Source organism: Nocardia sp. NPDC049526, from assembly GCF_044465765.1.
Classification (GTDB): Bacteria; Actinomycetota; Actinomycetes; order Mycobacteriales; family Mycobacteriaceae; genus Nocardia.
In genome coordinates this window covers 17,032-39,275 of sequence record NZ_JBITMA010000008.1, presented here as the reverse complement: position 1 = coordinate 39,275, position 22,244 = coordinate 17,032, and the positions used below count along the sequence as shown (strand labels likewise).

20 protein-coding genes are annotated in these 22,244 nt (G+C 66.4%); 4 read left to right on the top strand and 16 right to left on the bottom strand.

Translation table 11 applies throughout. The features are described from left to right. Nucleotides 1-77: 77 nt before the first annotated feature. Complete coding sequence (locus tag ACIBW7_RS24650) at nucleotides 78-887, bottom strand: SDR family oxidoreductase (protein ID WP_397050087.1); 810 nt, start codon at nucleotides 885-887, stop codon at nucleotides 78-80. A 217-nt stretch (nucleotides 888-1,104) separates the two neighbouring features. On the opposite strand from ACIBW7_RS24650, the gene ACIBW7_RS24645 reads away from it, so the two are divergent. Together ACIBW7_RS24645 and ACIBW7_RS24640 are read left to right on the top strand one after the other, a co-directional pair. Then, a complete protein-coding gene (locus ACIBW7_RS24645; RefSeq protein WP_397050085.1) occupies nucleotides 1,105-1,494 on the top strand; it encodes a hypothetical protein in 390 nt (129 codons plus the stop codon). Between the two features lie 40 nt (nucleotides 1,495-1,534). Further along, complete coding sequence (locus tag ACIBW7_RS24640) at nucleotides 1,535-2,569, top strand: hypothetical protein (protein ID WP_397050083.1); 1,035 nt, start codon at nucleotides 1,535-1,537, stop codon at nucleotides 2,567-2,569. A gap of 248 nt (nucleotides 2,570-2,817) precedes the next feature. On the opposite strand, the gene ACIBW7_RS24635 is transcribed toward ACIBW7_RS24640, so the two are convergent. The 8 genes from ACIBW7_RS24635 to ACIBW7_RS24600 all read right to left on the bottom strand — a co-directional run bounded on the left by ACIBW7_RS24635 (nucleotide 2,818) and on the right by ACIBW7_RS24600 (nucleotide 14,867). Continuing rightward, nucleotides 2,818-4,686: an IPT/TIG domain-containing protein gene (locus ACIBW7_RS24635; RefSeq protein ID WP_397050081.1), complete on the bottom strand. Its 1,869-nt coding sequence runs from the start codon at nucleotides 4,684-4,686 to the stop codon at nucleotides 2,818-2,820. A gap of 1,024 nt (nucleotides 4,687-5,710) precedes the next feature. Beyond that, nucleotides 5,711-6,328: a TetR/AcrR family transcriptional regulator gene (locus ACIBW7_RS24630; protein ID WP_397050079.1), complete on the bottom strand. Its 618-nt coding sequence runs from the start codon at nucleotides 6,326-6,328 to the stop codon at nucleotides 5,711-5,713. A 4-nt stretch (nucleotides 6,329-6,332) separates the two neighbouring features. Beyond that, nucleotides 6,333-7,115, bottom strand: coding sequence for an enoyl-CoA hydratase family protein (locus tag ACIBW7_RS24625; protein WP_397050077.1), 783 nt, complete (start codon nucleotides 7,113-7,115; stop codon nucleotides 6,333-6,335). A 61-nt stretch (nucleotides 7,116-7,176) separates the two neighbouring features. Then, nucleotides 7,177-8,337, bottom strand: coding sequence for an acyl-CoA dehydrogenase family protein (locus ACIBW7_RS24620; RefSeq protein WP_397050075.1), 1,161 nt, complete (start codon nucleotides 8,335-8,337; stop codon nucleotides 7,177-7,179). Beyond that, a complete protein-coding gene (locus ACIBW7_RS24615; RefSeq protein WP_397050073.1) occupies nucleotides 8,334-10,406 on the bottom strand; it encodes an acetyl/propionyl/methylcrotonyl-CoA carboxylase subunit alpha in 2,073 nt (690 codons plus the stop codon). The genes ACIBW7_RS24620 and ACIBW7_RS24615 overlap by 4 nt, the downstream gene beginning before the upstream one ends. Nucleotides 10,407-10,414: 8 nt before the next feature. Further along, nucleotides 10,415-12,013, bottom strand: coding sequence for an acyl-CoA carboxylase subunit beta (locus ACIBW7_RS24610; protein WP_397050071.1), 1,599 nt, complete (start codon nucleotides 12,011-12,013; stop codon nucleotides 10,415-10,417). Beyond that, complete coding sequence (locus tag ACIBW7_RS24605) at nucleotides 12,010-13,158, bottom strand: acyl-CoA dehydrogenase family protein (protein WP_397050069.1); 1,149 nt, start codon at nucleotides 13,156-13,158, stop codon at nucleotides 12,010-12,012. The genes ACIBW7_RS24610 and ACIBW7_RS24605 overlap by 4 nt, the downstream gene beginning before the upstream one ends. Then, nucleotides 13,155-14,867: an acyclic terpene utilization AtuA family protein gene (locus ACIBW7_RS24600; RefSeq protein ID WP_397050067.1), complete on the bottom strand. Its 1,713-nt coding sequence runs from the start codon at nucleotides 14,865-14,867 to the stop codon at nucleotides 13,155-13,157. Before ACIBW7_RS24600 ends, ACIBW7_RS24605 begins: the two co-directional genes overlap by 4 nt. A gap of 156 nt (nucleotides 14,868-15,023) precedes the next feature. Here ACIBW7_RS24600 and ACIBW7_RS24595 point away from each other — a divergent pair, with 156 nt between their 5' ends. After that, nucleotides 15,024-15,167, top strand: a complete 144-nt coding sequence (locus ACIBW7_RS24595) for a hypothetical protein (RefSeq protein WP_397050065.1) — start codon at nucleotides 15,024-15,026, stop codon at nucleotides 15,165-15,167. A 215-nt stretch (nucleotides 15,168-15,382) separates the two neighbouring features. On the opposite strand, the gene ACIBW7_RS24590 is transcribed toward ACIBW7_RS24595, so the two are convergent. From ACIBW7_RS24590 to thiO, 6 genes are all read right to left on the bottom strand, one after another. Further along, nucleotides 15,383-16,174, bottom strand: coding sequence for an adenylate/guanylate cyclase domain-containing protein (locus tag ACIBW7_RS24590; protein ID WP_397050775.1), 792 nt, complete (start codon nucleotides 16,172-16,174; stop codon nucleotides 15,383-15,385). Nucleotides 16,175-16,675: 501 nt separating this feature from the next. Beyond that, nucleotides 16,676-17,434 carry an ABC transporter permease gene (locus ACIBW7_RS24585; RefSeq protein ID WP_397050063.1) on the bottom strand — a complete coding sequence of 253 codons (759 nt, stop codon included), beginning with the start codon at nucleotides 17,432-17,434 and terminating at the stop codon, nucleotides 16,676-16,678. Further along, nucleotides 17,434-18,450, bottom strand: a complete 1,017-nt coding sequence (locus ACIBW7_RS24580) for an ABC transporter ATP-binding protein (RefSeq protein ID WP_397050061.1) — start codon at nucleotides 18,448-18,450, stop codon at nucleotides 17,434-17,436. The genes ACIBW7_RS24585 and ACIBW7_RS24580 overlap by 1 nt, the downstream gene beginning before the upstream one ends. A 122-nt stretch (nucleotides 18,451-18,572) precedes the next feature. Continuing rightward, the gene (locus tag ACIBW7_RS24575) at nucleotides 18,573-19,319 is read right to left on the bottom strand and encodes a thiazole synthase (RefSeq protein WP_397050773.1); all 747 of its coding nucleotides are present in this window, start codon (nucleotides 19,317-19,319) and stop codon (nucleotides 18,573-18,575) included. Between the two features lie 19 nt (nucleotides 19,320-19,338). Then, entirely contained in the window at nucleotides 19,339-19,551 is a 213-nt protein-coding gene (thiS, locus tag ACIBW7_RS24570; protein WP_397050059.1) for a sulfur carrier protein ThiS, read from the bottom strand. Continuing rightward, entirely contained in the window at nucleotides 19,548-20,645 is a 1,098-nt protein-coding gene (gene thiO, locus ACIBW7_RS24565) for a glycine oxidase ThiO (RefSeq protein WP_397050057.1), read from the bottom strand. The genes thiS and thiO overlap by 4 nt, the downstream gene beginning before the upstream one ends. Nucleotides 20,646-20,702: 57 nt before the next feature. On the opposite strand from thiO, the gene thiE reads away from it, so the two are divergent. After that, nucleotides 20,703-21,410, top strand: a complete 708-nt coding sequence (gene thiE / locus ACIBW7_RS24560; protein WP_397050055.1) for a thiamine phosphate synthase — start codon at nucleotides 20,703-20,705, stop codon at nucleotides 21,408-21,410. Between the two features lie 81 nt (nucleotides 21,411-21,491). On the opposite strand, the gene ACIBW7_RS24555 is transcribed toward thiE, so the two are convergent. Beyond that, the gene (locus ACIBW7_RS24555) at nucleotides 21,492-22,199 is read right to left on the bottom strand and encodes an NUDIX hydrolase (protein WP_397050053.1); all 708 of its coding nucleotides are present in this window, start codon (nucleotides 22,197-22,199) and stop codon (nucleotides 21,492-21,494) included. Nucleotides 22,200-22,244 lie beyond the last annotated feature (45 nt).

Sequence of the window (22,244 nt, the reverse complement as noted above, 5' to 3'; positions counted from 1 at the left end):
ATCCCGACAACCAGTGCGGCGCAGGCGCGCAACGCAATTCGCCCGGTGCGTGTGCTCCGGGCGAATTGCGTTGTGGGTCAGGCGTACGTGGCTTCGAGCCACTCGGCGAACGTCGGCCCCGCCAACTTCGCGTGCGCACCCGGCAGCAGCCCGCCGTTCTCGAACTGCTCACGATCGGGGTTCGCCGGATCACTCGACTCGATCACCTGGGCAGGCGCACCGAGCTTTGCCGCGATCAGACCTGCCGCACCCGCCATGGTCTCCGGCTGCGGCCCCGCGATCTCGGGGAACGGGCCGTCGAGCGACTCCGGCAACGGATGCACCGCCAATTCCACCAGCGCCTCGGCCACCGCACGCGCCGCGACCAACTGGGTGCGCATCTTCGGCAGGTAGGCGACCTCGCCCTGGGTCCCCCACTGCACCATCACCTCGACCAGCTCGTGGAACTGCGCGGCCCGCAGAATCTGCACCGGCAGCGGTCCTTCCAGCAGCGCGGCCTCATGCGCCAGCTTCGCGGCGTTGTATCCGGCGAGCGATCCATCGATGCCGATGATGGACACCACGACCAGCCGCTCGACACCGGCCTTCTGCCCCGCCTCGTGCAGGTTGCGCGCTGCGGCCCGGAAGAATTCGGTCGCGATGGTCTGGTCCGCGGACGGCGTGCTCGACGCGTCGATGACGACATCCACCCCGTCGAGCGCTTCCACGAGCCCGACACCGGTCTCGATATCCACCCCGTTGGCCCGGGAGAATGCGACGACCTCGTGCCCCTGCTCGGTCAGCACGTCCACGACATGGCGGCCCAGCCGTCCGGTCGCTCCGGCCACTCCGTAGCGACTGCTTGCAGGTCGCTCGAAGGGATCAGCGATCTTCTTGATACTCGACATGTTTCCCGCTCCTGTTTTCCGCTGCGCTGTTCCGCTTTCACAGTGAGGACGACGCAGTGCGCACGAGTGTGACATGCCGGTTGCGACCGTTCCTCGAGATCCCTTTACCTGCTTCCTCGAAATCCTCTTAATGCGGCATTCATCCGAAACCCTTTCGCATGCCGCGAACTCCGGGAATGATGAGCCAGTTGCGCCAACTCCGACCATCAGGAAAACCGTGAGAAGCATTTCGAGATTCGTCCTAACCGTCATCGGCGCACTCGTCGCCATCGCGCTCACCGTCGGCTTCGCGTCGACCGCATCGGCCGCACCGGGCGAAGCGCCGGAGCCGACCGCACCGATCGCGACCGCACCGATCGCCGCGGCAGCCGAGCCGACCCCGCAGGCCGACCTCATCGGGCAGTGCCTGGCACCCGGCGACACCATCGAAGTCAGGACACTGGTCGGCGGTCTGCTCGGCGCCACCATCGGCGGCATCGCGGGCCTGCCCCTTTTCTTCGTCGGCGCGATTCCGGGACTGGTCATCGGCGGGCTCCTCGGCGTCCTCATCGGTTCCACCTCCTACGCGGTCGACGAGGGCCACATGCAGCAGGCAGGGCTGTGCTGACGCCGAATTCCCCTTAGTGGCAAGCTGTTAGCGTGCGGGTATGAGTTCGACCACCGATCGGTTCATCGACGCCGTACTCGATTTCGAGAGCGCGGTGCACGCGCAGGACTCGCAGGCTCAGCAACAGGCTCATACGGAGCTGCATCGCCTCTACGAATCGGCGACTCCGGAAGAGCTCGCGCAGGGCGGGAAGCGACTCGCCGAACTGCTGCCCGATGTGCCGACGGGACCGCGAGCGAATATCGCGGTCCTCATCGGCGCGTGCGTCGAGGGTGGTGCGGATCCCGTGGCTTGCGCTCCCCGCGTGCTGGCGAATCTCGCGATAACACTCGACGGCGCAAAGGAATTCGCCGAGAAGTGGACGGCGGCGGCCGATGGCGTCGACGTACCCGACCCCGAACAGTTCGAGCTGGATCCGGATCTGTTCGAGGTCTTCGGATTCAACCAGACGCTGGCGTGGTGGACGCTGGACCTCTGGAACCGCGCGGGTCTGGCCATGTTGCAGCACAAGGCTGTTCGACAGAAGTTCGGACAATCGGGTCGCGAGATCATCCGGGAGCGGCACGACGCACTCGGCGAAATCTCCGACCGGTGGGACAAATGCCTCGGCTACGCGCTGATCGTGCTGGACGACGAGCCGGTCGTCGTGCTGCACCGTGAGACCGGCACCGGCTACGTCCTGCGCATGACCGGCATCGGCGACAACTTCCAATTGCACACCCTGCTCGCCGACGCCCTCATCGGCGGCGGACATATTCCGGGTGAGGCACCGGCGGCGGAAGCGGTCGCCATGTGCCGCGATATGCCCGGCATGGTGCACACCACCGGATCGTTCAACCTGGTCGCGCCGGACGGCGGCTGGATCTGGAACGAGGGCACGCCTTCCGATATTCCGATCGTCGACGGCACTCGGCTGCTGGTGCTGGATCCGCCTCCGTACCAACGCACTTGGCCGGCGGGACGCTTCTTTCCGCATATGGTCGGCGACCTGACGCTGGAGCGGGTGCTCACCGCGGATGAGACAGCCGCCTGGTTCCAACAGGTGTCACCGGCCAAGGGGCCGACAGAGGACTAGCTGGGTGTCTCATGAACGCTCGAGCCGTCGCTTCTGACAAAGAGGTGCTACCCGTGGTCAGAAACGGTGACGGTTTGCGGCCCTTGTAGGCATATCTGTTGTTTCCTCGCTGATACTACGAGGCCCCTTTCGACCATGAGCCACAGCGGAAAAGGGTGGGCAGACCAGCGGCTACCCACACCCGATTCGACCCTGTCCGCGCGCCGAAGGCGCGCGGACAGGGTCGAATCCTTTCGGTGTGTTGGGGCTCAGCTTCGAGTGATGGTGTTGGTGTCCAGGGTGATCGCGCCGTTGAGGGCCAGGATATCCCCGTTCGAGGTGGTGCCGGTTGTCACCGTGACCGAGGTGAAGGCCAGGATGTTTCCGGCGAAGTTGGTGCCGGCGCCCAGTGTGGCCGAGCTACCGACTTGCCAGAACACGTTGTTCGGGGTGGCACCGTTGATGAGGTTCACGACGCTGCCCGCCCCGGTGATCAGTGTCGTCCCGGCCTGGAAGATGAACACCGCGTTCGGATTGCCTTGCCCGTCGAGGGTGACGGTGCCGTTGAGGCCGATCCCGGCAACTGCGTGGTACACCCCGGAGGTCAGGGTTTGTCCCGCGAGATCGGTGGTCACGACAGCGGTGGGCGTCCGGCCCGCCGCGTCGGTGTAGGCATTCTGTAAATCGGTGTGTGCCTGCGCCGCGACCGCGTCCCCGGCATGGATCGCTCCGCTGGTCACCGTTCCCGGTGGGAATCCGGTCACTGCGGTGCCCGGGCTGACACCCAGGTCACCGGTGATAGCCGTGGCCCCGGTGTTGGTGACTGTCGTGGCGCCCAGCACCGCGAACGTCGAGGCTGTGCCCAAATTGACCGGCAACAGACCCGAAACATAGGTGTAGGCGACACCGTTGCTGGTCCCGCCGGGGGTGGTGACGGTAACCTGCACCGTCCCAGCCACATGGGGCGGGGTCAGCACGGTTATCTGGGTGTCGGAGTTGACCGCGAACAGGGTCGCCGGGGTCCCGCCGAAACTCACTGCGGTCGCACCGGTCAGGCCCGTCCCGGTGAGCACTGCCACTTGCCCACCGCTTGGCGGGCCCGCGTTCGGGACGATGGCGATGAGGGTGGGCACCGCGATATAGGTGAACGCGACACCGTTGCTGGTCCCGCCGGGGGTGGTGACGGTAACCTGCACCGTCCCAGCCACATGCGGCGGGGTCAGCACGGTTATCTGGGTGTCGGAGTTGACCGCGAACAGGATCGCCGGGGTCCCACCGAAACTCACTGCGGTCGCACCGGTCAAGCCCGTCCCGGTGAGCACTACCACTGTCCCGCCGCTCGGCGGGCCCGAGGTCGGAGCGACGCTGGTGAGAGTGGGCACCGCGACATAGGTGAACGCGACACCGTTGCTGGTCCCGCCGGGGGTGGTGACGGTAACCTGCACCGTCCCAGCCACATGCGGCGGGGCCAGCACGGTGATCTGAGTGGCGGAGTTGACGGTGAACAGGATCGCCGGGGTCCCACCGAAACTCACTGCGGTCGCACCGGTCAAGCCCGTCCCGGTGAGCACTACCACTGTCCCACCGCTCGGCGGGCCCGAGGTCGGAGCGACGCTGGTGAGAGTGGGCACCGCGACATAGGTGAACGCGACACTGTTGCTGGTGCCACCAGCGGTGGTGACGGTGACCGCCACCGTCCCAGCTGAATGGGCTGGGGTCACCGCCGTGATCTGCGTCGAGGAGTTGACCGTGAACGAAGTTGCCGGTGTCCCACCGAAACTCACTGCGGTGGCTCCGGTCAAGTTCGTCCCGGTCAGCACGACCGTCGTCCCACCGGCCGCCGACCCCGAAACCGGACTGATGCTGGTCAAGGTAGGAACAACCGCACCATAGGTGTAGGGCAGCGGGTTGCTCGTGCCGTCCAGCAGTGCCTGTACGGTGACGTTCACCGTGCCGGTTCCCGGCGGGGCGATGGCCGTGATCTGGGTGTTGGAGTCGATGGTGAATGTCGTTGCCGTCGTACCGAATCGGACCCCCAAGGGGCCGACATTGCTGAATCCGGAGCCGGTGATGACTACTGTGTTGAAACCCGCTGGAGGGCCGGAAGAGGGGTTCAGCGAGGTGATAACAGGTGCCATTTGCTTACCTTCTAATCATTGATCAGCGAAGAGGGTTCTCCCCCAGCAGCACAGGCCTGGTCGTTTGTGATGCCGCTCACACCAGTAACCCTCCAGTGGCGACACTTCGGCAATGCATCTCGCGTCCGTCTTTGTCCGCTTTCGGATTTCGGCCAGTAGCTATTGGGAAACTGGACACCCAGGCGTGAGCTTGTCGCCCCTGCTGCGTGTCGGTGCCTGGTGCGACACTCCCCCGTATGTCGGATCTCGATAACCAAGGTTTCGAGACGCAGCCTCGGGAAGTGCTTGCCGCTGTCGATGTTCGAAGTCGTGTCGGTGCCGACGTGCGAGTTCGATTGCGACTGAACAGACTTCGAACATTGGTCTGCCTCGTACTCGTGTTCGGCACTACGCTTCGCCGGGACCTGGTGAGCGAGCAGACGGAAGGCGATGGCGGGCACGCGGCATGATCGATCGGGAGAAGCATCCGTACACCGGTGCGATGACCCCGGAGGGGATTGTCGAGTTGCTGGGCAATTTCGGCATGATCGTTCCGCTCGACGACGGCGATCGGGAGATGCAGAAGGTGCAGATGCTGGTCGCGGCATTGTCCGCGATGACGCAGGCCGCCGCGACGGCGGTGAACGTGGACGGGGAGGACGGGCCAGCGCCGAGTCCGGGCACCTGCTCGAGCGGGCGATGGACGCTCTCGAGGAAGCAGCGAAAGACATTCCGCTGTACTGCGCCACCACACCCCTGCCAATGCGATCGAAGCGACCACCACCGCCAACCCACCGGTGATGACGGTCGTGTACGGCTGAGTCGACCAACCCACCGATGGCGTGGACACCGCGGGCGTCGTCAGTGGCACGCCCGGTGTCGTGGTGGTCTCTGGTCGCGCGACAGCGGTACCCGCCACGGCCGCCGGCACGACAGGCACGGCGACCAGCCCCCGAGAATTCTCCTCATGCGGCCGGTCGTGTCACCAATCGGTCTCCACCACCCGGAGAATCATGTTGCGGCTCGAGCGGTCCACCCGGGGGCGTCAGGGCGATGGGGGGTGTAGTGCGGCGTGCAGCGTGGCCGCCCACTGCGACACGATCTGCTTGCGGCGGGCCGAGTCATCGGTCAGGACATCGGCCAACCCGAGTCCGCGCGCCATATCGAGCGTCGCCTGAACGAGGTGATGGGTGACCGGATCACCGTCGTCCACGCCCAACGCCTCTACGGCCCGCCGATGCGAAATGCGCCCGAACTTGGCCTCCAGCGGCACAATTCGCTCCCGCAGCGCCGGATCGGCGGCCGCATGCGTCCACACCTGCAGCGCCGCCTTGAACAGCGGGCTGGTGTAGGACTCGACCAACCCGGCCACCACCGCCTCGGTGCGCTCGACGCCATCGGCCAGCACGGCCACCGCCTTCGCCTCGTCCTTGGCCTGCTGGGTGCGGCTGTCGAACATGTACTCGAGCGCGGCGGTGATCAGGTCTTCCCTGGTCGGGAAGTGATGTTGGGCAGCGCCCCGTGACACCCCGGCCCGTTCCGCGACGACCGAGACGGTGGCCGCGGCCCAGCCCATTTCGGCCAGGCAGTCGATGGTCGCCTCGAGCAGGCGCTGCCGGGTGGCTCGGCTGCGGTCCTGCTTGGGTTCGTGGGGTGTGGCCATGGCGCTATTCTGCCCAGCTCGGTGGACGGCGCTGCAGGAAGGCCAGCATGCCCTCATGCACCTCGGATGTGCCGAAGAAGCTCGCCGAGCGGGTGGCGAGCTCCTCGGCGGAGCTGTCGAACTCCGCCAGGATGCCCGCGTTGACCAGTCGCTTGGCCTCGGCGAGACCCTGCGGGGAGCCCTTGCGCAGCTCCGCACACAGCCGGGCCACCTCGGCCGCCGGATCGTCGGCGGTGATAGTGACCAGACCGATCTGCTCGGCGATATCCGCGCCGAACTTCTCGCCGGTGAGGTAGTAGCGACTGGCCGCGCGCGGGCTGAGCCGCGGCAGCAGGGTCAGCGAAATCATGAACGGCGCCAACCCGATTCGCACCTCGGTGAGTGCGAAGCTGCTGCCGGGACCGGCGACGACGATGTCACATGCCGCGACGATGCCCATGCCACCCGCGCGCACATTGCCGTCGATCTGCGCAATGATCGGCTTCGGCGTTTCGACGAGTCTGCGCAGCACGCCGATCATCACCCGGGTGCGCTCATCGGCGGCCACCGCCGGATCGGCATTGCTGGCCTCGGTGAGGTCCGCGCCCGCACAGAAGGTATTGCCGGTGTGCGCGAGCACGATGCCGCGAACGGCGGGATCCGCCGCGGCATCGTCGAGGCCCTGCAGCAGCTCGGCGACCAACCGCGACGACAGCGCGTTTCGGTTGTGCGGCGAATCCAGGGTCAGCGTGGCGAATCCATTGCTGACCTCGTAGCGCACATACGGTGCGGTGGATATCTCGGTCATCGACCCTCCTGTTGCGGCATCCGGCCCGATCCTCGTCGCAGCGGGCGACAAGGGCGGGGTGTCAGTAGGACTTCGGCAGGCCCAGCGAGTACTGGGCGACGAAATTCAGGACCATCTCGCGGCTGACCGGGGCGATCCGACCGATGCGGGCTGCCGCGAGCATGGCGGCCAGGCCGTACTCCTTGGTGAGGCCCGCGCCGCCGTGGGTCTGGATGGCCTGATCGAGCGCCTTGATACTCGCTTCCGCCGCAGCGTATTTCGCCATATTCGCGGCCTCGGCCGCACCCATCTCGTCACCCGCGTCGTAGAGTGTCGCGGCCTTCTGCATCATCAGCCGGGCCAACTCCACCTCGACCTTCACTGCGGCGAGCGGATGCGAAATGCCTTGGTGCGCGCCGATCGGCGTCTTCCACACCGTGCGTTCCTTGGCGTATTCGACGGCACGGTCGATGGCGTAGCGCCCCATGCCGACGGCCATGGCCGCGCCCATGATGCGCTCCGGGTTGAGGCCCGCGAACAGCTGCATGAGCGCGGCATCTTCCTTGCCCACCAAGGCATCCGACGGCAGGCGTACGTCATCGAGGAACAGCGTGAACTGGTGGTCCGGCTCGATGATGTCCATTTCCTGCGGTGTCTTGACGAAGCCGGGGGCATCGGTGGGCACGATGAACAGCGCGGGCTTGAGCTTGCCGGTCTTGTGGTCCTCGGTACGCGACACGATGAGCACTGCCTCGGCCTGGTCCACGCCGGAAATGAAGATCTTGCGGCCGTTGAGGATCCAGTCGTCACCGTCGCGACGTGCGGTGGTGGTGATCTGGTGCGAGTTCGAACCAGCGTCGGGTTCGGTAATGCCGAAGACCATCTTGGCGGTGCCATCGGCGAGTTGGGGCAGCCACTGCTGCTTCTGCTCGTCGGTGCCGAATTTGGTGATGATGGTGCCGCAGATGGCCGGTGAGACCACCATCAGCAGCAGGCCCGCGCCCTGCGCGGACAGCTCCTCCATGACCAGCGCGAGCTCGTACATGCCCGCGCCACCGCCACCGAATTCCTCCGGCAGATTCACGCCGAGGAAGCCGAGTTTGCCTGCCTCATCCCATAATTCGGTGAGCGGTTCGTTCTTGCGCGCCTTCGGTAGCACGTAATCGCGGAAGCTGTACTTCGCGGCGAGCCCGGCGACCGCGGCCCGCAGCGCCTTCTGCTCTTCGGTTTCGATAAAACTCATGAGTTCTCCTGGGATTCGGTGGGATCGACGACGGCGAGCACGGCGCCGACATCGACCTGCTGGCCGACGGTGACATTGACGGCGCTGAGCACGCCGGCGGCGGGCGCGGAGATGGTGTGCTCCATCTTCATTGCCTCCAGCCACAGAATCGGCTGCCCCTGTTCGACGGCGCTGCCGACCTCGGCGCCGATGCGAATCACGCTGCCCGGCATGGGCGCGAGCAGTGAACCGTGCGCGACCTGATCGGCCGGATCGCTGAAGCGCGGCAGTCTGCGTACCGATACCGGCCCGAGCGGGGAATCCACACAGACCAGCTCGCCATAGCGGGCGATATCGAATTGCCTACGCACCAGGCCGCGTTCACCCGGAACCGCAAGGACCACACGCTCGGACTCCGCCTGCACCAATTCGAGTCCATCGTGACCGTCCACGGCGACACCGGTTCGGTTGAAGCGGTAACCGATGTCATGTGTGCCGCTGGTGCGACTTTCGTACGATTTGTGCTGCGACTGCGACGGCAGATTCCGCCAGCCCGCGGGCAGCCCGCCACCGACCCTGGCCGCCTTCCGGTTCCCCGCGGCATCCGCGAGTGCGGCGGCGACAATGGACAATGCCTCATCGGCCTCGTTCGCCAAAGGCGCGGAGAGCGAATCCAATCCGTGCGTTTCGAAGAATGCGGTATCGGTGTCTCCGGCCAGGAATGCGGGATGCCGCAGCACCCGCACCAGCAGATCGCGGTTCGTCACCAGACCGTGAATCTTGGCCCGCTGCAAGGCCGTTGCCAACAACCGTGCCGCATCGCCACGAGTCTCGGCGTAGGAGATGACCTTCGCGAGCATCGGGTCGTAGTGCACACCGACGACCGAACCGTCCACCACACCGGTATCCAGACGTACGCCCGGTCGATCGAGAACATCGAATTCGGTTACCACCGAAGGGATATCGAGTCGGTGCACCGTCCCGCTCTGCGGCTGCCACTCATTCGCGGGATCTTCGGCGTACAGCCGCACCTCGATCGAATGCCCACGCAGCGGCGGCGGCGCAGCAGCCAACTCACCGCCCGCCGCGACCTCCAGCTGAGTCCGCACCAGATCCAGTCCGGTCGTGCATTCGGTGACCGGATGTTCCACCTGCAGCCGGGTATTCATCTCCAGGAAGAAGAAGTCGCCCGCCTCGTCGGCGAGGAATTCCACGGTCCCGGCACCGGTGTAGCCGATCGCACCGGCCGCCAGCTTGGCCGCCTCGAACAGCCGCTCGCGCATGCTCTGTCCATCGGCCGTGCGCGCGGGCCCCGCGTGGTCACGCTCCGCTACCGCCTCCGGGCCTGACGCGCGCATGGCGTCGATCCGCTCGACCAGCGGGGACGGCGCCTCCTCGACCACCTTCTGATGGCGGCGCTGAATGGAGCATTCCCGCTCGCCGACGGCCCAGATGGTGCCATGGTTATCGGCCATGACCTGGACCTCGATATGCCTTCCGGTCTCCAGGTACCGCTCGCAGAACACCGTCGGATCGCCGAATGCCGATTCCGCTTCCCGGCGCGCAGCGGCGATCTGCGGTTCCAGATCGGCGAGTTCGCGCACCACCCGCATGCCGCGCCCGCCACCACCGGCGGAGGCCTTGATCAGCACCGGCAGCTGCGCCGCGGTGACCTCGTCGGAATCGAGTTCGGCGAGTACCGGGACTCCGGCCGCGTCCATCATCTTCTTGGCAGCGACCTTCGAACCCATCTGCTCGATGGCCTCGACCGGCGGGCCGATCCATACCAGTCCGGCCGCCAGTACCGCCTGTGCGAATTCCGCGTTCTCGGAAAGGAATCCGTAACCGGGGTGGATGGCATCGGCACCGGTGGCCAGGGCAGCCTCGATGATCAGCTCGCCGCGCAGATAGGTCTCCGCCGGGGTATTGCCCGGAAGACGCACCGCCGCATCGGCTTCGGCGACGTGCGGTGCCGCGGCATCAGCATCGGAGTAGACCGCAACCGTGCCGATACCCATGCGACGGCAGGTGGCGAAAACCCGGCGCGCGATCTCACCGCGGTTGGCGACCAGAACATTCGTGATAGACATCGTGGCCCTCACATCCGGAAGACGCCGAAGCCATCGGCGCCCTTGACTGGGGCACTGTGAATGGCCGACAACGCCATTCCCAATACCGTGCGGGTATCACGGGGGTCGATCACGCCGTCGTCGTACAGCCGCCCCGACATGAACATCGGCAGCGACTCGGCCTCGATCTGCGCCTCGACCATCGCGCGCATCCCGGCATCGGCCTCCTCGTTGAACGGAATGCCCTTGGACTCGGCGGCCGCCCGGCCCACGATCGAGATCACACCGGCCAGCTGCGCGCCGCCCATGACGGCGGATTTCGCACTGGGCCAAGCGAATACGAACCGTGGATCGTAGGCGCGACCGCACATGCCGTAATGGCCCGCACCGTAGGACGCGCCCATCAGCAGCGAGATATGCGGCACCTTCGAATTCGAGACCGCGTTGATCATCATCGCGCCGTGTTTGATGATGCCCTTCTGCTCGAACTCCTTGCCGACCATGTAGCCGGTGGTGTTGTGCAGGAACAGCAGTGGCGTATTCGACTGGTTGGCCAGCTGGATGAACTGGGTCGCCTTCTGCGACTCCTCCGAGAACAGCACGCCGCGCGCATTGGCGAGAATGCCGACCGGATAGCCGTGCAGCTCAGCCCATCCGGTGACCAAACTGCTGCCGTACAGCGGTTTGAATTCATCGAAATCGGAGCCGTCGACGACGCGGGCGATCACCTCGCGCGGATCGAACGGAATCTTCAGATCGGACGGGACGATGCCGAGCAGATCCTCCTGGTCGTACCGCGGCTCGATCACCTCGGCGCGCGGCGCCGGCCCCTGCTTCTTCCAGTTCAGGCGCTTGATAATCGAGCGGCCGATGCGGATGGCGTCCTGCTCGTCGACCGCCAGATAATCGGCCAGACCCGAGACGCGCGCGTGCATATCCGCGCCGCCGAGCGATTCGTCATCGGATTCCTCACCGGTGGCCATCTTGACCAGTGGCGGTCCGCCGAGGAATACCTTGGAGCGCTCCTTGATCATCACCGTGTAGTCGGACATGCCCGGAATGTAGGCACCGCCTGCGGTGGAATTGCCGAAAACCAAAGCGATGGTGGGGATTCCGGCCGCCGATGCCCTGGTGAGGTCGCGGAACATACGTCCACCCGGCACGAAGACTTCCTTCTGTGTCGGCAGATCCGCGCCGCCGGATTCGACGAGCCCGATCACCGGTAGCCGGTTCTGCATGACGATGTCGTTCATGCGCAGGTTCTTGCGCAACGTCCACGGATTCGAGGTGCCGCCGCGCACCGTCGGATCCGGCGCGACGATCATGCATTCGACACCCTCGACAATGCCGATACCGCACACCACACTCGCCCCGACGTGGAAGTCACTGCCCCACGCGGCAAGTGGGCACAGTTCGAGGAATGGTGAATCCTCGTCGATGAGCAGTTCGATGCGCTCGCGCGCGGTCAACTTGCCGCGCTTGCGATGCCGGGCCAGTTTATCCGGGCCACCGCCCGCGATGGCCTTGGCGAATTCGGCCTCCACCTCGGCGAGTTTGCCGGTCATGGCCTCGGCCGCGGCCGTGTACTCCGGCGATGCGGTATCGAGTGTGGTGCGTAGTGTCGTCAAGACTGGTACCCCAATCGTTTCGCCGCCAGTCCGGTCAGGATTTCCGTTGTGCCACCGCCGATGCCGAGAATGCGGATATCGCGGTACTGCCGCTCGACCTCGGATTCGCGCATATAGCCGAGGCCGCCGAACAGCTGTACGGCCTGATTGGCCACCCATTCCCCCGCCTCCACGGCGGTGTTCTTGGCGAAGCACACCTCGGCGATCAGATCGGTTTCGCCGTCGGCGCTGCGCTGCACCACATCTCGGGTATAGACGCGGGCCACGTCGATGCGGCGGGCCATTTCGGTCACCGTGTTCTGCACGGCCTGCCTGCTGATCAGCGGGCGACCGAAGGTCTCTCGATTGCGCACCCAGTCCAGGGTCAGGTCCAGGCAGCGCTGGGCCTGTGAATACGCCTGTACCGCGAGCCCGACCCGCTCGCTGACGAAGGCGCCGGCGATCTGGTAGAAGCCGGAATTCTCCGGTCCGACCAGATTCTCCACCGGCACCCGGACATCCACATAGGACAGTTCGGCGGTATCGGAGGCCAGCCAGCCCATCTTGTCGAGTTTGCGGCTGACCGTGAAGCCAGGCGTGCCCTTCTCCACCACCAGCAGCGAAATCCCGCCGGAGCCGGGGCCGCCCGTGCGCACGGCTGTCACCACGAAATCGGCGCGCACACCCGAGGTGATATAGGTCTTGGCGCCATTGACGATGTAATGGTCACCATCGCGGCGCGCGGTGGTGGTGAGGTGGCCGACATCGGAGCCGCCGCCAGGTTCGGTAATGGCGAGTGAGCCGATCTTCTCCCCGGCCAGTGTCGGGCGCGCAAAGCGTTCGATCAGGTCTTCGTTGCCCGAGGCGATGATGTGCGGCACCGCGATACCGCAGGTGAACAGCGAGGCGAACAGGCCGCCGGAGCAGCCGGCCTGATGCATTTCCTCGCAGACGATCATGGCGTCGATACCGTCACCACCGGAACCGCCTGCGGATTCCGGGAATTGGATGCCGAGCAGTCCGAGCGCCCCGGCCTTCTTGTGCAGTTCGCGCGGGATCTCGCCGTCGCGCTCCCAGGCGTCGAGGTACGGAAGAACCTCACGCTCGGCGAAACCCCTTACGGTGGCGCGCAATTCGCGCCGTTCCGGCGTATTCCACGGACTCATAGCAACTCCAATGGGATATCAACATGACGCGAGCGCAGCCATTCGCCGAGCCCCTTGGCCTGCGGATCGAAGCGGGCCTGGTAGGCCACACCCTGTCCGAGCAGACCCTCGATGATGAAGTTCACGGCACGCAGATTCGGCAGTACGTGCCGGGTGACGGTCAGCGGCGCGGCCTCGGGTAGCAGTTGCTTGATCCGCTCCACCGTCAGCGTATGCGCCAGCCAGCGCCACTGCTCATCGGTGCGAACCCACACGCCGATATTGGCATTGCCACCCTTGTCGCCGCTGCGGGCCAGCGCAATCGTGCCAAGCGGTGCCCGGCGAGTTTCGTTGGCGGGCAATGGCTCCGGCAGTTCCGGCTCGGCCACGTCCGCCAATTCCAGCGTGTCCGATGCGGGTGCGATATCGACGCGAGTGCCCTGCGGGAGCACGGCCGCGTGCGGCACCTCGGCGGCATCGACGAATCCCGGTGTGTACACGCCATACGGCGAACCGTTGCCGGGCAGGCTGGTGAAGTTGGCACCCGGATAACTGGCCAATGCCAGCTCGACCGCGACATTGGAGAAGGAGCGGCCGACCTTGTTCGGATCCGGATCGCGAACCATGCAGCGCAGCAAAGCGCTTGCCTGCTCCTCGGTTTCGGCATCCGGCCGGTCGAGTCGCGCCAGCGTCCAGGTCAATTCCGCAGGCCGCACGGGCAACCAGGACTCCAGCTGTCGTTGCGCCAGTTCGGCTTTCGCCTCGATATCGAGTCCGGTGAGCACGAACTCCATCTCATTGCGGAAACCACCGAGAGTGTTGAGCGAAACCTTGAGCTGCGGCGGCGGCGCTTCACCGGTCACCCCGCTGATCAGCACCCGATCCGGACCTTCCCGAGTCAGCTCGATCGTATCCAGCCGGGTGGTGACATCCGGCCCCGCATAACGCGCACCCTGGATCTCGTACATCAGCTGTGCCGCAACGGTATCCACCGTGACCGCACCACCCGTGCCCTGATGCTTCGTGATGACGCTGCTGCCATCCCTGCGCACTTCGGCGATCGGGAAACCAGGCCGTCCGAGATCGGCCAGCTCGGTGAAGAATGCGAAGTTACCGCCGGTGGCCTGCGTACTGCACTCGATGACATGTCCGGCGACGACCGCACCGGCAAGCTGGTCGTAATCGGTTCGTCCCCAACCGAAATGAGCGGCGGCCGGGCCGACGATCACCGAGGCGTCGGTAACCCGGCCGGTGACCACGATATCCGCACCCGCATTCAAACATTCGACGATGCCCCAGGCACCGAGATAGGCATTCGCGGTCAGCGGTGACCCGAGGCCGAGCTCGCCCGCTCGGCTGAGCAGGTCGTCCCCCTCGACATGCGCGACCTTGGCATCCAGTCCCAGATCCGCCGCAACCTTGCGCAACTTCTCCGCGAGCCCGGCCGGGTTGAGGCCACCCGCATTGGTGACGATCTGAACATTGCGCTCCAGTGCCAGCCCGAGGCAGTCCTCGATCTGCCTGACGAAGGTCTTGGCATAGCCGAGGCTGGGATCCTTCATCCGGTCGCGGCCGAGGATCAGCATGGTCAACTCGGCGAGATAGTCGCCGGTGAGCACATCGAGCTGCCCGCCCTCGAGCATCTCCCGCATGGCGCTGAGCCGATCACCGTAGAACCCGGAACAGTTGCCGATTCGGATCAGCTCCGGATCGGCGGCCAGCATACTCATCAGCTGGAAGGCCCTCCTGTGCGGCGAACCGTCCCGGCGCGCCGCGTTGCGCCGCCGGTGGAGTCCGCGTTCCGGAGTCCAGCATCACACCTGACCCAGAAAAAAGCAAGCACGCGTGCTTGTTAATCGAATGGAAGCGCGAGGCAGAATGACCAGATGTCGTCCGTCATCCTGTTCGCGCTGGCCGGATTCCTGCTGGGCGGGGCCTACTCCACCTGGAAGACCGCCCGCCCCCTCGCCATCGCCCTCGTGGTGCTCGCCGCCCTAGCGACCGCAGGCGCGGTCGCCTGGTTGATGTAGGCACTCACAGCCCCACTCGACCACCACAGAGCGAGCCTTACAAGCGACCGTTCGCGGCCCGTCTCGCGTCCGAGCCGTCGAAGCGCATGCGCCGCAGGCACGACGGTCGACGACGCCGCGAGCGAGACTGCTTGCAGGCCGCTCGAAATGGCCGGACGCGAGACACCAGGGGGCCGCGAACCCGCCGCGCCGAAGGCGCGGCCATTAGACCCAGCTCAGTTCTTCGACAAGCGGAAGATCCGCAGATCCTCCGGCACGCCGGTCAGTGGGGCGGCGAAGAAACTGCGCCTATACGGCTTGACCGAGAACCCGAGTTCGTCGAGTGTCTCCGGTTCGACGGACTGCAACGTCGCATGCGAAAGCATGGTGTTGCCATTGCCGCCGGCCTCCATCACACGAGCGGCGATCGTCACATCCACGCCGAGCCAGTCGCCGCCGATCTCGCGCGGCGAGCCGGTGTGCAGGCCGATCCGCATCTGCGGGCGATAACCGCGCACACTGACGTCGGCCAGATTCCGTTTCGCCTGTACAGCGGCACGCACCGCACGATCGGCCGAGGTGAACACGGCCATCACACCGTCACCCATGCGCTTGACCACCTGACCGCCGCGATCGGCGATCGGCGGCTCGATGGCCTTGGCAACCCCGCGCAACAGTTCGAGGGTCGCCTCATCGCCCGCCGAGAGCGACCAACTGGAGAACGCCACCAGATCGGTGAACATCACAGTTACTTCTTCGCTACCTCGACCGCGGCCGACACGCTCCAACATGGCCTGCCAGACCTGCAGTGCGCCGAACCCGATTTCCCGGGCCGCGCTCGGCGTATCGCCGACCAACTTATCCGCGGCGCGCGCTACCGCGCGGGCACCGCCCGGACCCGAAACCGACAGCGGGTCACCGAAAGACGGGTCACCAGGCAGCTGTTCACGCGCCCTGCGCAGCACACCGATGAAGTCTGGCCGCTGGTTCGCGGCATTCATCAAGGCGGAGAACTGCCCGCGTCGCATTCCCGAGCCGGGACGACGAGCGGATCGGTCCTCGTCGGCGGGCACCAACGGTATGGTCACCTCGGACGGAACGCCCCCGTTGTCTTCCGGATCCGTCCCCGGCTCAGCACCGCCGGAAGGTGTTTCGGTCACGCCCCGAGCGTATCTCAGCCGACCAACCGTCGGCGGGTTACTTATTGTCGCCACCTGCGCCCCCTCGATCAGACTGAGCGGGCACTACGCCGGGTCCGCCAATGGGTAACTCACTGGTTGCTGACTCCGAGAGTAGCCAGCAACGATTCTGGATGGAAGCGGTGCCAGTCATAGTTTTCGGGATGTTCACATCCTGCCTGGATTGCCCGAATACATACACCGGCCCGGTGTGGAAGGGGATTCACACACCGGGCCGATGTTCGCATCGTCCGCCGGGCAGTGGCGGACAGTGCGCGGGGCGCTCGGACCTCCCGACAAGGTCGGCACCCGTCACCCGAGCGGCGAGGGAGGGCAACTCGGGTAGTTCAATCATGCATCGCGTTGGTTGACCATAACCAGAGCACCGCCGAAGACAATCGCGACGAAAGCCGCGAAGTAGAGCAGGCCGCCCCACGGTCCCCAGTGCCAGTTCGCCGTCGATTCCGAGGCGCTGTAGAAGTGGCTCGCATTCGCGAAGGGCAGGAACGGCTGCACATTGCGCCCGAAGCTGCCGAAAGCGCCGAGCAGCGGCTCGATCAGCAGCGGCCAGAGCACGATCAGCGAAATCGCCGCGGCCGACTGCCGGACCAGCACACCGATACCGACCGCCAGGATCACGCTGAGCAGGGCATAGATCGGAATACCGTAGATCTCGCGCCAGGCATCGCCGCCGGAGAGTGTCAGGTTGTTGCTCGCATCGCCACCGATCGCCTTGGCGATCGCGAAGGCAGCGAAGGCCAGCACGATGGTGAGCACCGCGCCGTATCCGCCGACCAGCCCCGCCTTGGTGGCGATCACCTTGGCGCGATGCGGCGTCGCCTGGTAGGTGGTCCGGATGATGCCGAACCGGTATTCGCTGGTCACGGTCAAGGTGGCCATGATCATCAGGACCATCACGCCGAATCCGCTGATCCCGCCGACCGCCGTGGACACGGTGAGATCGAGCGCATTCTCCTTGCCCGATGACGAGCGGGCCACCGCCGCGAACAGCGCGGCCAAGCCGAGGCCGAGCACCACCACGATCGCCGAGCACCACCACGGCGACCTGGTCGAGGTGAGCTTGATACGTTCCGCTGCCAGTACGCCCATCAGAGCGCACCTCCCATCGCTGTGTAGGGCGCGGCGTCCGCGGGCCCCTGCGTGGTTACGCGAGCTGCAGCCTCCGGGCCTGACGCTCCCGCCGGGTCGAAGCCTTCGCCGTGGTACTGCACCGCGCCGCCGGTCATCCGCATGAACGCCTCCTCCAGTGAGGCCCGCTGCGGTGCCAATTCGTACAGGGTGATGTCGTTCGAACCGGCCAGCTTGCCGACCGCGTCGCTGGTCACCCCGGCGACGACCAATGCGGCGCCGTCCTGGCCCGTGCCGTCCTCGCGGACGGTCATGCCATTGGAGGTGAGCAGGCTGCGCAACTGCTCGAGCTGCGGACTGCGCACGCGCACCGACTGTTCGGAGGCGCGCTCGATGAATTCCTGAGTGGTCGAATCGGAAATCAGCTGACCGCGTCCGATCACGACCAAATGCTCTGCGGTCTGGGCCATTTCGGAGAGCAGATGGCTGGAGACCAGCACCGTCCGTCCCTCGGCCGCGAGCCGCTGCATGAACCGGCGGATCCACAGAATGCCCTCGGGGTCCAAGCCGTTCACGGGCTCGTCGAACAGCAGTACCGGCGGATCGCCGAGCAGCGCCCCAGCCAGGCCGAGCCGCTGCGACATGCCGAGGGAGAAGCCACCGGCATTCTTACCCGCCACCTCGGACAGGCCGACCAGCCGCAGCACCTCGTCCACGCGGGACATGGCGATCTCGTTGGAGGCGGCCATCCACTGCAGATGCGCGCGGGCCGAACGGTTCGGATGCACCCACTTGGCGTCCAGCAGCGCACCGACGGCGCGCAGCGGATGGTCCAGCTCGTGGTACGGCTTGCCCTGGATCAACGCGGTGCCCGCGGTGGGCTTGTCCAGGCCGAGGATCATCCGCATGGTGGTGGATTTACCGGCGCCGTTCGGCCCAAGAAAGCCCGTCACCTGTCCGGGTCGAACGGTGAAGGAGAGATCTTGAACCGCGACGGTCTGCCCGTAATGCTTGGTCAGGCCCCTCAGCTCGATCATGGTGACCAGCTTTCCTCATTGCGTTGCCACGCGCGTCATTAAATGGTGCCGAGTTCAATCATCCTCGAGGATGACGAAGGCCCCCAGGCCGCATCAGGGAATCCCCCTGACCGATGTCTGCGTTAACGCGCCGGTGAGGATGCCTGGGCCCAGAAGCGTTTGGGAATGCGGCCCGCACGACGGGCCAGGTGACCGGCATTGACGGCGTCCTTCATGGCGGCGGCCATGAGGGCGGGTTGCTGGGCGCGGGTGACGGCGGTGGCCAGCAGCACGGCCGAGCAGCCGAGTTCCATGGCCAGCGCGGCATCGCTCGCGGTGCCGATGCCCGCGTCGAGGATCACCGGGACGCCCGCGGCGGCCACGATCATCTCGATATTGTGCGGATTGCCGATGCCGAGTCCGGTGCCGATCGGGGCGCCGAGCGGCATGACGGCGGCGCAGCCCGCCTCCTCGAGGCGGCGGGCCAGGATCGGGTCGTCGGTGGTGTACGGCAGCACGACGAATCCGGCGTCGACCAATTGCTCTGCGGCGGTGAGCAATTCGATCGGATCCGGGAGCAGGGTGCGCTCGTCGGCGATCACCTCGAGTTTGACCCAGTTGGTGTCGAGTGCCTCCGCGGCCAGTTGCGCGGTGAGCACGGCCTCCGCGGCCGTCCGGCAGCCCGCGGTATTGGGCAGCGGCATGATCTCGAGGCGTTTGAGCAGGTCGAGGACACCGGTGCCGCCGACGGCGTCGACCCGGCGCATGGCGACCGTGGTGAGCTCGGTGCCCGAGGCGACCAGCGCTTCCTCCAGCACGGCGAGGTTCTCGGCGCCGCCGGTGCCCATGATGAGGCGGGAGCCGAACCGCTTGCCCGCGATCTCCAGCATGTCAGGGGTTTCCAGTGCGTCAGCCACCCTGAACCGCCGTCAGCACTTCGATCTTCCAGCCGCGACCGACCGGCTCGCCCCAGCGGGACTTCGGGAAAACCGCACCGTCCACCGCGAGCGCGACGCCCTGGGACGGCAACCCGAGACGATCGAGCAGTTCACGCACCGTGAGGGATCCGTCGAATTCGTGGTCCTGCCCGTTCACGGTGACACCGATGGGGACCGAGGTCATCGAACTCCTCCTGCAGATGTAGCGAGTGACGGCGGGTGCGCCGTCGAAAAACGTTGGGGGTCGGCGGCTTTCGCGTCATCGAGCGGTGTGCCGTCGAGCAGGCCCAGCACCGCGTCCACGGTGAGCGGCACCGCGAGCATGCCGTTGCGGCCGTGGCCGGTGGCCGCCACGACCCGGTCGGTGAGCCGCCCGATCAAGGGCAGATTGTCAGGGGTGCCCGGCCTGGATCCGGCACTGGCCTCGGCCAATTCGTATTCGCCGATACCGGGCAGCACCGCCTCGGCGTCGGCGATCAGATCGCGGACTCCGGCGACGGTCACCGTCGTGTCGTAGCCCGCCTCGTATTGTGTTGCGCCGACGACGATTCCGTCCGCGCGCGGGACCAGGTAGACCTGCCTGCCGTGCACTCGCGCACGAATCACGCGCCGCGGCGGGGGTGTCGCGCCCGGACGATGGCGCAGCCGCAGGATCTCGCCCTTCACCGGGCGGACCGGGAGTCCGGGCCACAGCAGCGACGATGCCGCGCCCGCGGCGAGCACGATCTGATCGTGCGGCAGTGCGTCCACCGAGTCGACCGTTCGGGCACGCACCTCGACTCCGACTGTGCCGCAAGCCTTTTGGAGTGCATCCAGCAGCCGCCGGTTGTCGATGGCGGGTTCGGTGGGGGCGCGCAGACCGGCGCGCACCGTGCGTGCCAGCGCGGGTTCCAGCGCACGCACCCCGGCTCGGTCGAGCACCTCGAGTTCATGGCCTCGGCCACCAACCCATTCGGCCACGGTGCGCAGATCGGCGGCATCGGCACCATCCAGCGCGACGGTCAGGGTTTCATCGGCGACGAATACCGATACACCGGTGGTCGATTCCAGTCGGGCGGCGAATTCGGGCCAGCGGGCCAGCGAGGCGGCGCCGAATTCCAGGACCAGATCCTCCCCCGGCCAGCCCTCGGACAGAGGTGCGAGCATCCCCCCGGCAACCCAGGAGGCGCCGGAGCCGACGGCGGGATCGAATACGGTGACCGACCACCCCGCCTCGGCCGCCCGCCAGGCGGCGGCGAGTCCGATGGCGCCGCCACCGACGACGGCCAGAGTCCGCATTTGATCCACCTGCCTCACTATTCGCATCCCCACGGTAGCGCGACTACGGTCGAGCACGTGCAACCCTCCCACCAGTTCCGGTCCCTACCGCCCAGGGAGCGTTTGGCTACCGCCCGGCTGTATCTCTGCACGGACGCACGCAGGGAGAAGGGCGACCTGGCCAGGTTCGCCGAGGCCGCGTTCGCGGGTGGTGTCGACATCATTCAGCTCAGGGATAAGGGTTCGCCGGGTGAGGCGAAGTTCGGCCCGCTCGAGGCCAAGGCCGAGATCGGCGCGCTCGCCGAATTGAAGGCCGCGGCCCGCAGGCACGGCGCACTGGTCGGGGTGAACGACCGTGCCGATATCGCGCTCGCCGCCGGTGCCGATGTGTTGCACCTCGGACAGAACGATCTGCCGCCGTGGTACGCCCGACGCATTCTCGGACCCGATGTGGCGATCGGGCGCTCCACCAACAACCGCGCGCAGGCCGGGCTCGCGGCGATCGACGAGAATGTCGACTATTTCTGCACCGGGCCGGTATGGGCCACGCCGACGAAGCCGGGACGTCAGGCGGCAGGTCTGGATCTGGTGCGTTCCACCGCCGACGCCCACCCCACCCGGCCGTGGTTCGCGATCGGCGGCATCGATGCCGAGCGGCTACCGGAGCTGTTGGCGGCGGGCGCCGAGCGCGTTGTCGTAGTGCGCGCGATTACCGAAGCGCGCGATCCGGAAGCGGCAGCCCGCCATCTGAAAACAGCACTGCTGCACAACGCACAGCTCCGCTGACACTCGCAGCGCGGCTCAGGCTCATCGAGCGCACCATTCGACTACCCTCGGCAAAGCCCACACGGACGAACCCCCACAGCTTCAGGACAGCACCTGAACCCGGGTGAGCGACAAGACCGAATCGGGCGGGGCGAGCTCCGAATTCGCGTCTGGCTGCACGGCATCCGTCGCATCAATATCCGCGTCGACGATGCGGGCGTAGGCACCGGGGCCTTCGGGATCCGCGTGCAACCAGACGAAGCCCTGATCGGCGAGGTCGACGGTGCGAGGCAGCACGGCCGCGACCGTATCGGCGTCGTCGACATCGATGTCGTCGAGGCAGACGCGCGCCGGGGCCGCGCGTAATGCAGGCCAGGAGGCGGCGAAGCCGGGGTGCAGCGGATGGCTGTCGACCTCGTCCTCGGGAACCCAGGCCAACGCACTGCTCTCCCGGTTGCGACTGGTCGGCAGGGTCATCACGGCATCGGCCACCACGGTGGTGTACGTCCAGCCGCTCAATGCCGTCGCGGTGATTCGCTCGCCGCGCACCCGAACATCGGCTGGATCGATCCCCGCTTCCTCCCATGCCTCGCGGACCGCCGCGTGCACAGGGGTCTCGTGGCTGTCGCGGGCGCCGCCGGGCAGCGCCCAGGTGCCGCCCTGATGACTCCACGGCGCGCGGTGCTGCAACAACACCGCGGAACCGCCGCCCGCGAGCGGGGCGCGCAGCAGAAGTCCGGCGGCGCCGAAGCGGCCCCAATGCCGCAATCCGTCCGGGTCGCGTGACCAACCGTCACCGTCACCACGCATCTGGTTACCATCCTCATCTAGCCGTTGCGCGGTTGTTTCACACGC

Excerpts from the sequence above, each read along its gene's own strand:
- ACIBW7_RS24625 (WP_397050077.1), bottom strand. The coding sequence starts at position 7,115 with ATGACCGAGATATCCACCGCACCGTATGTGCGCTACGAGGTCAGCAAT.
- ACIBW7_RS24615 (WP_397050073.1), bottom strand. The coding sequence starts at position 10,406 with ATGTCTATCACGAATGTTCTGGTCGCCAACCGCGGTGAGATCGCGCGC.
- ACIBW7_RS24630 (WP_397050079.1), bottom strand. The coding sequence starts at position 6,328 with ATGGCCACACCCCACGAACCCAAGCAGGACCGCAGCCGAGCCACCCGG.
- ACIBW7_RS24605 (WP_397050069.1), bottom strand. The coding sequence starts at position 13,158 with ATGAGTCCGTGGAATACGCCGGAACGGCGCGAATTGCGCGCCACCGTA.
- ACIBW7_RS24575 (WP_397050773.1), bottom strand. The coding sequence starts at position 19,319 with ATGCTGGAGATCGCGGGCAAGCGGTTCGGCTCCCGCCTCATCATGGGC.
- ACIBW7_RS24640 (WP_397050083.1), top strand. The coding sequence starts at position 1,535 with ATGAGTTCGACCACCGATCGGTTCATCGACGCCGTACTCGATTTCGAG.
- ACIBW7_RS24635 (WP_397050081.1), bottom strand. The coding sequence starts at position 4,686 with ATGGCACCTGTTATCACCTCGCTGAACCCCTCTTCCGGCCCTCCAGCG.
- thiO (WP_397050057.1), bottom strand. The coding sequence starts at position 20,645 with ATGCGGACTCTGGCCGTCGTCGGTGGCGGCGCCATCGGACTCGCCGCC.
- ACIBW7_RS24585 (WP_397050063.1), bottom strand. The coding sequence starts at position 17,434 with ATGGGCGTACTGGCAGCGGAACGTATCAAGCTCACCTCGACCAGGTCG.
- ACIBW7_RS24600 (WP_397050067.1), bottom strand. The coding sequence starts at position 14,867 with ATGAGTATGCTGGCCGCCGATCCGGAGCTGATCCGAATCGGCAACTGT.
- ACIBW7_RS24620 (WP_397050075.1), bottom strand. The coding sequence starts at position 8,337 with ATGAGTTTTATCGAAACCGAAGAGCAGAAGGCGCTGCGGGCCGCGGTC.
- ACIBW7_RS24555 (WP_397050053.1), bottom strand. The coding sequence starts at position 22,199 with ATGCGTGGTGACGGTGACGGTTGGTCACGCGACCCGGACGGATTGCGG.
- ACIBW7_RS24580 (WP_397050061.1), bottom strand. The coding sequence starts at position 18,450 with ATGATCGAGCTGAGGGGCCTGACCAAGCATTACGGGCAGACCGTCGCG.
- ACIBW7_RS24595 (WP_397050065.1), top strand. The coding sequence starts at position 15,024 with ATGTCGTCCGTCATCCTGTTCGCGCTGGCCGGATTCCTGCTGGGCGGG.
- thiS (WP_397050059.1), bottom strand. The coding sequence starts at position 19,551 with ATGACCTCGGTCCCCATCGGTGTCACCGTGAACGGGCAGGACCACGAA.
- ACIBW7_RS24590 (WP_397050775.1), bottom strand. The coding sequence starts at position 16,174 with ATGCGACGCGGGCAGTTCTCCGCCTTGATGAATGCCGCGAACCAGCGG.
- ACIBW7_RS24650 (WP_397050087.1), bottom strand. The coding sequence starts at position 887 with ATGTCGAGTATCAAGAAGATCGCTGATCCCTTCGAGCGACCTGCAAGC.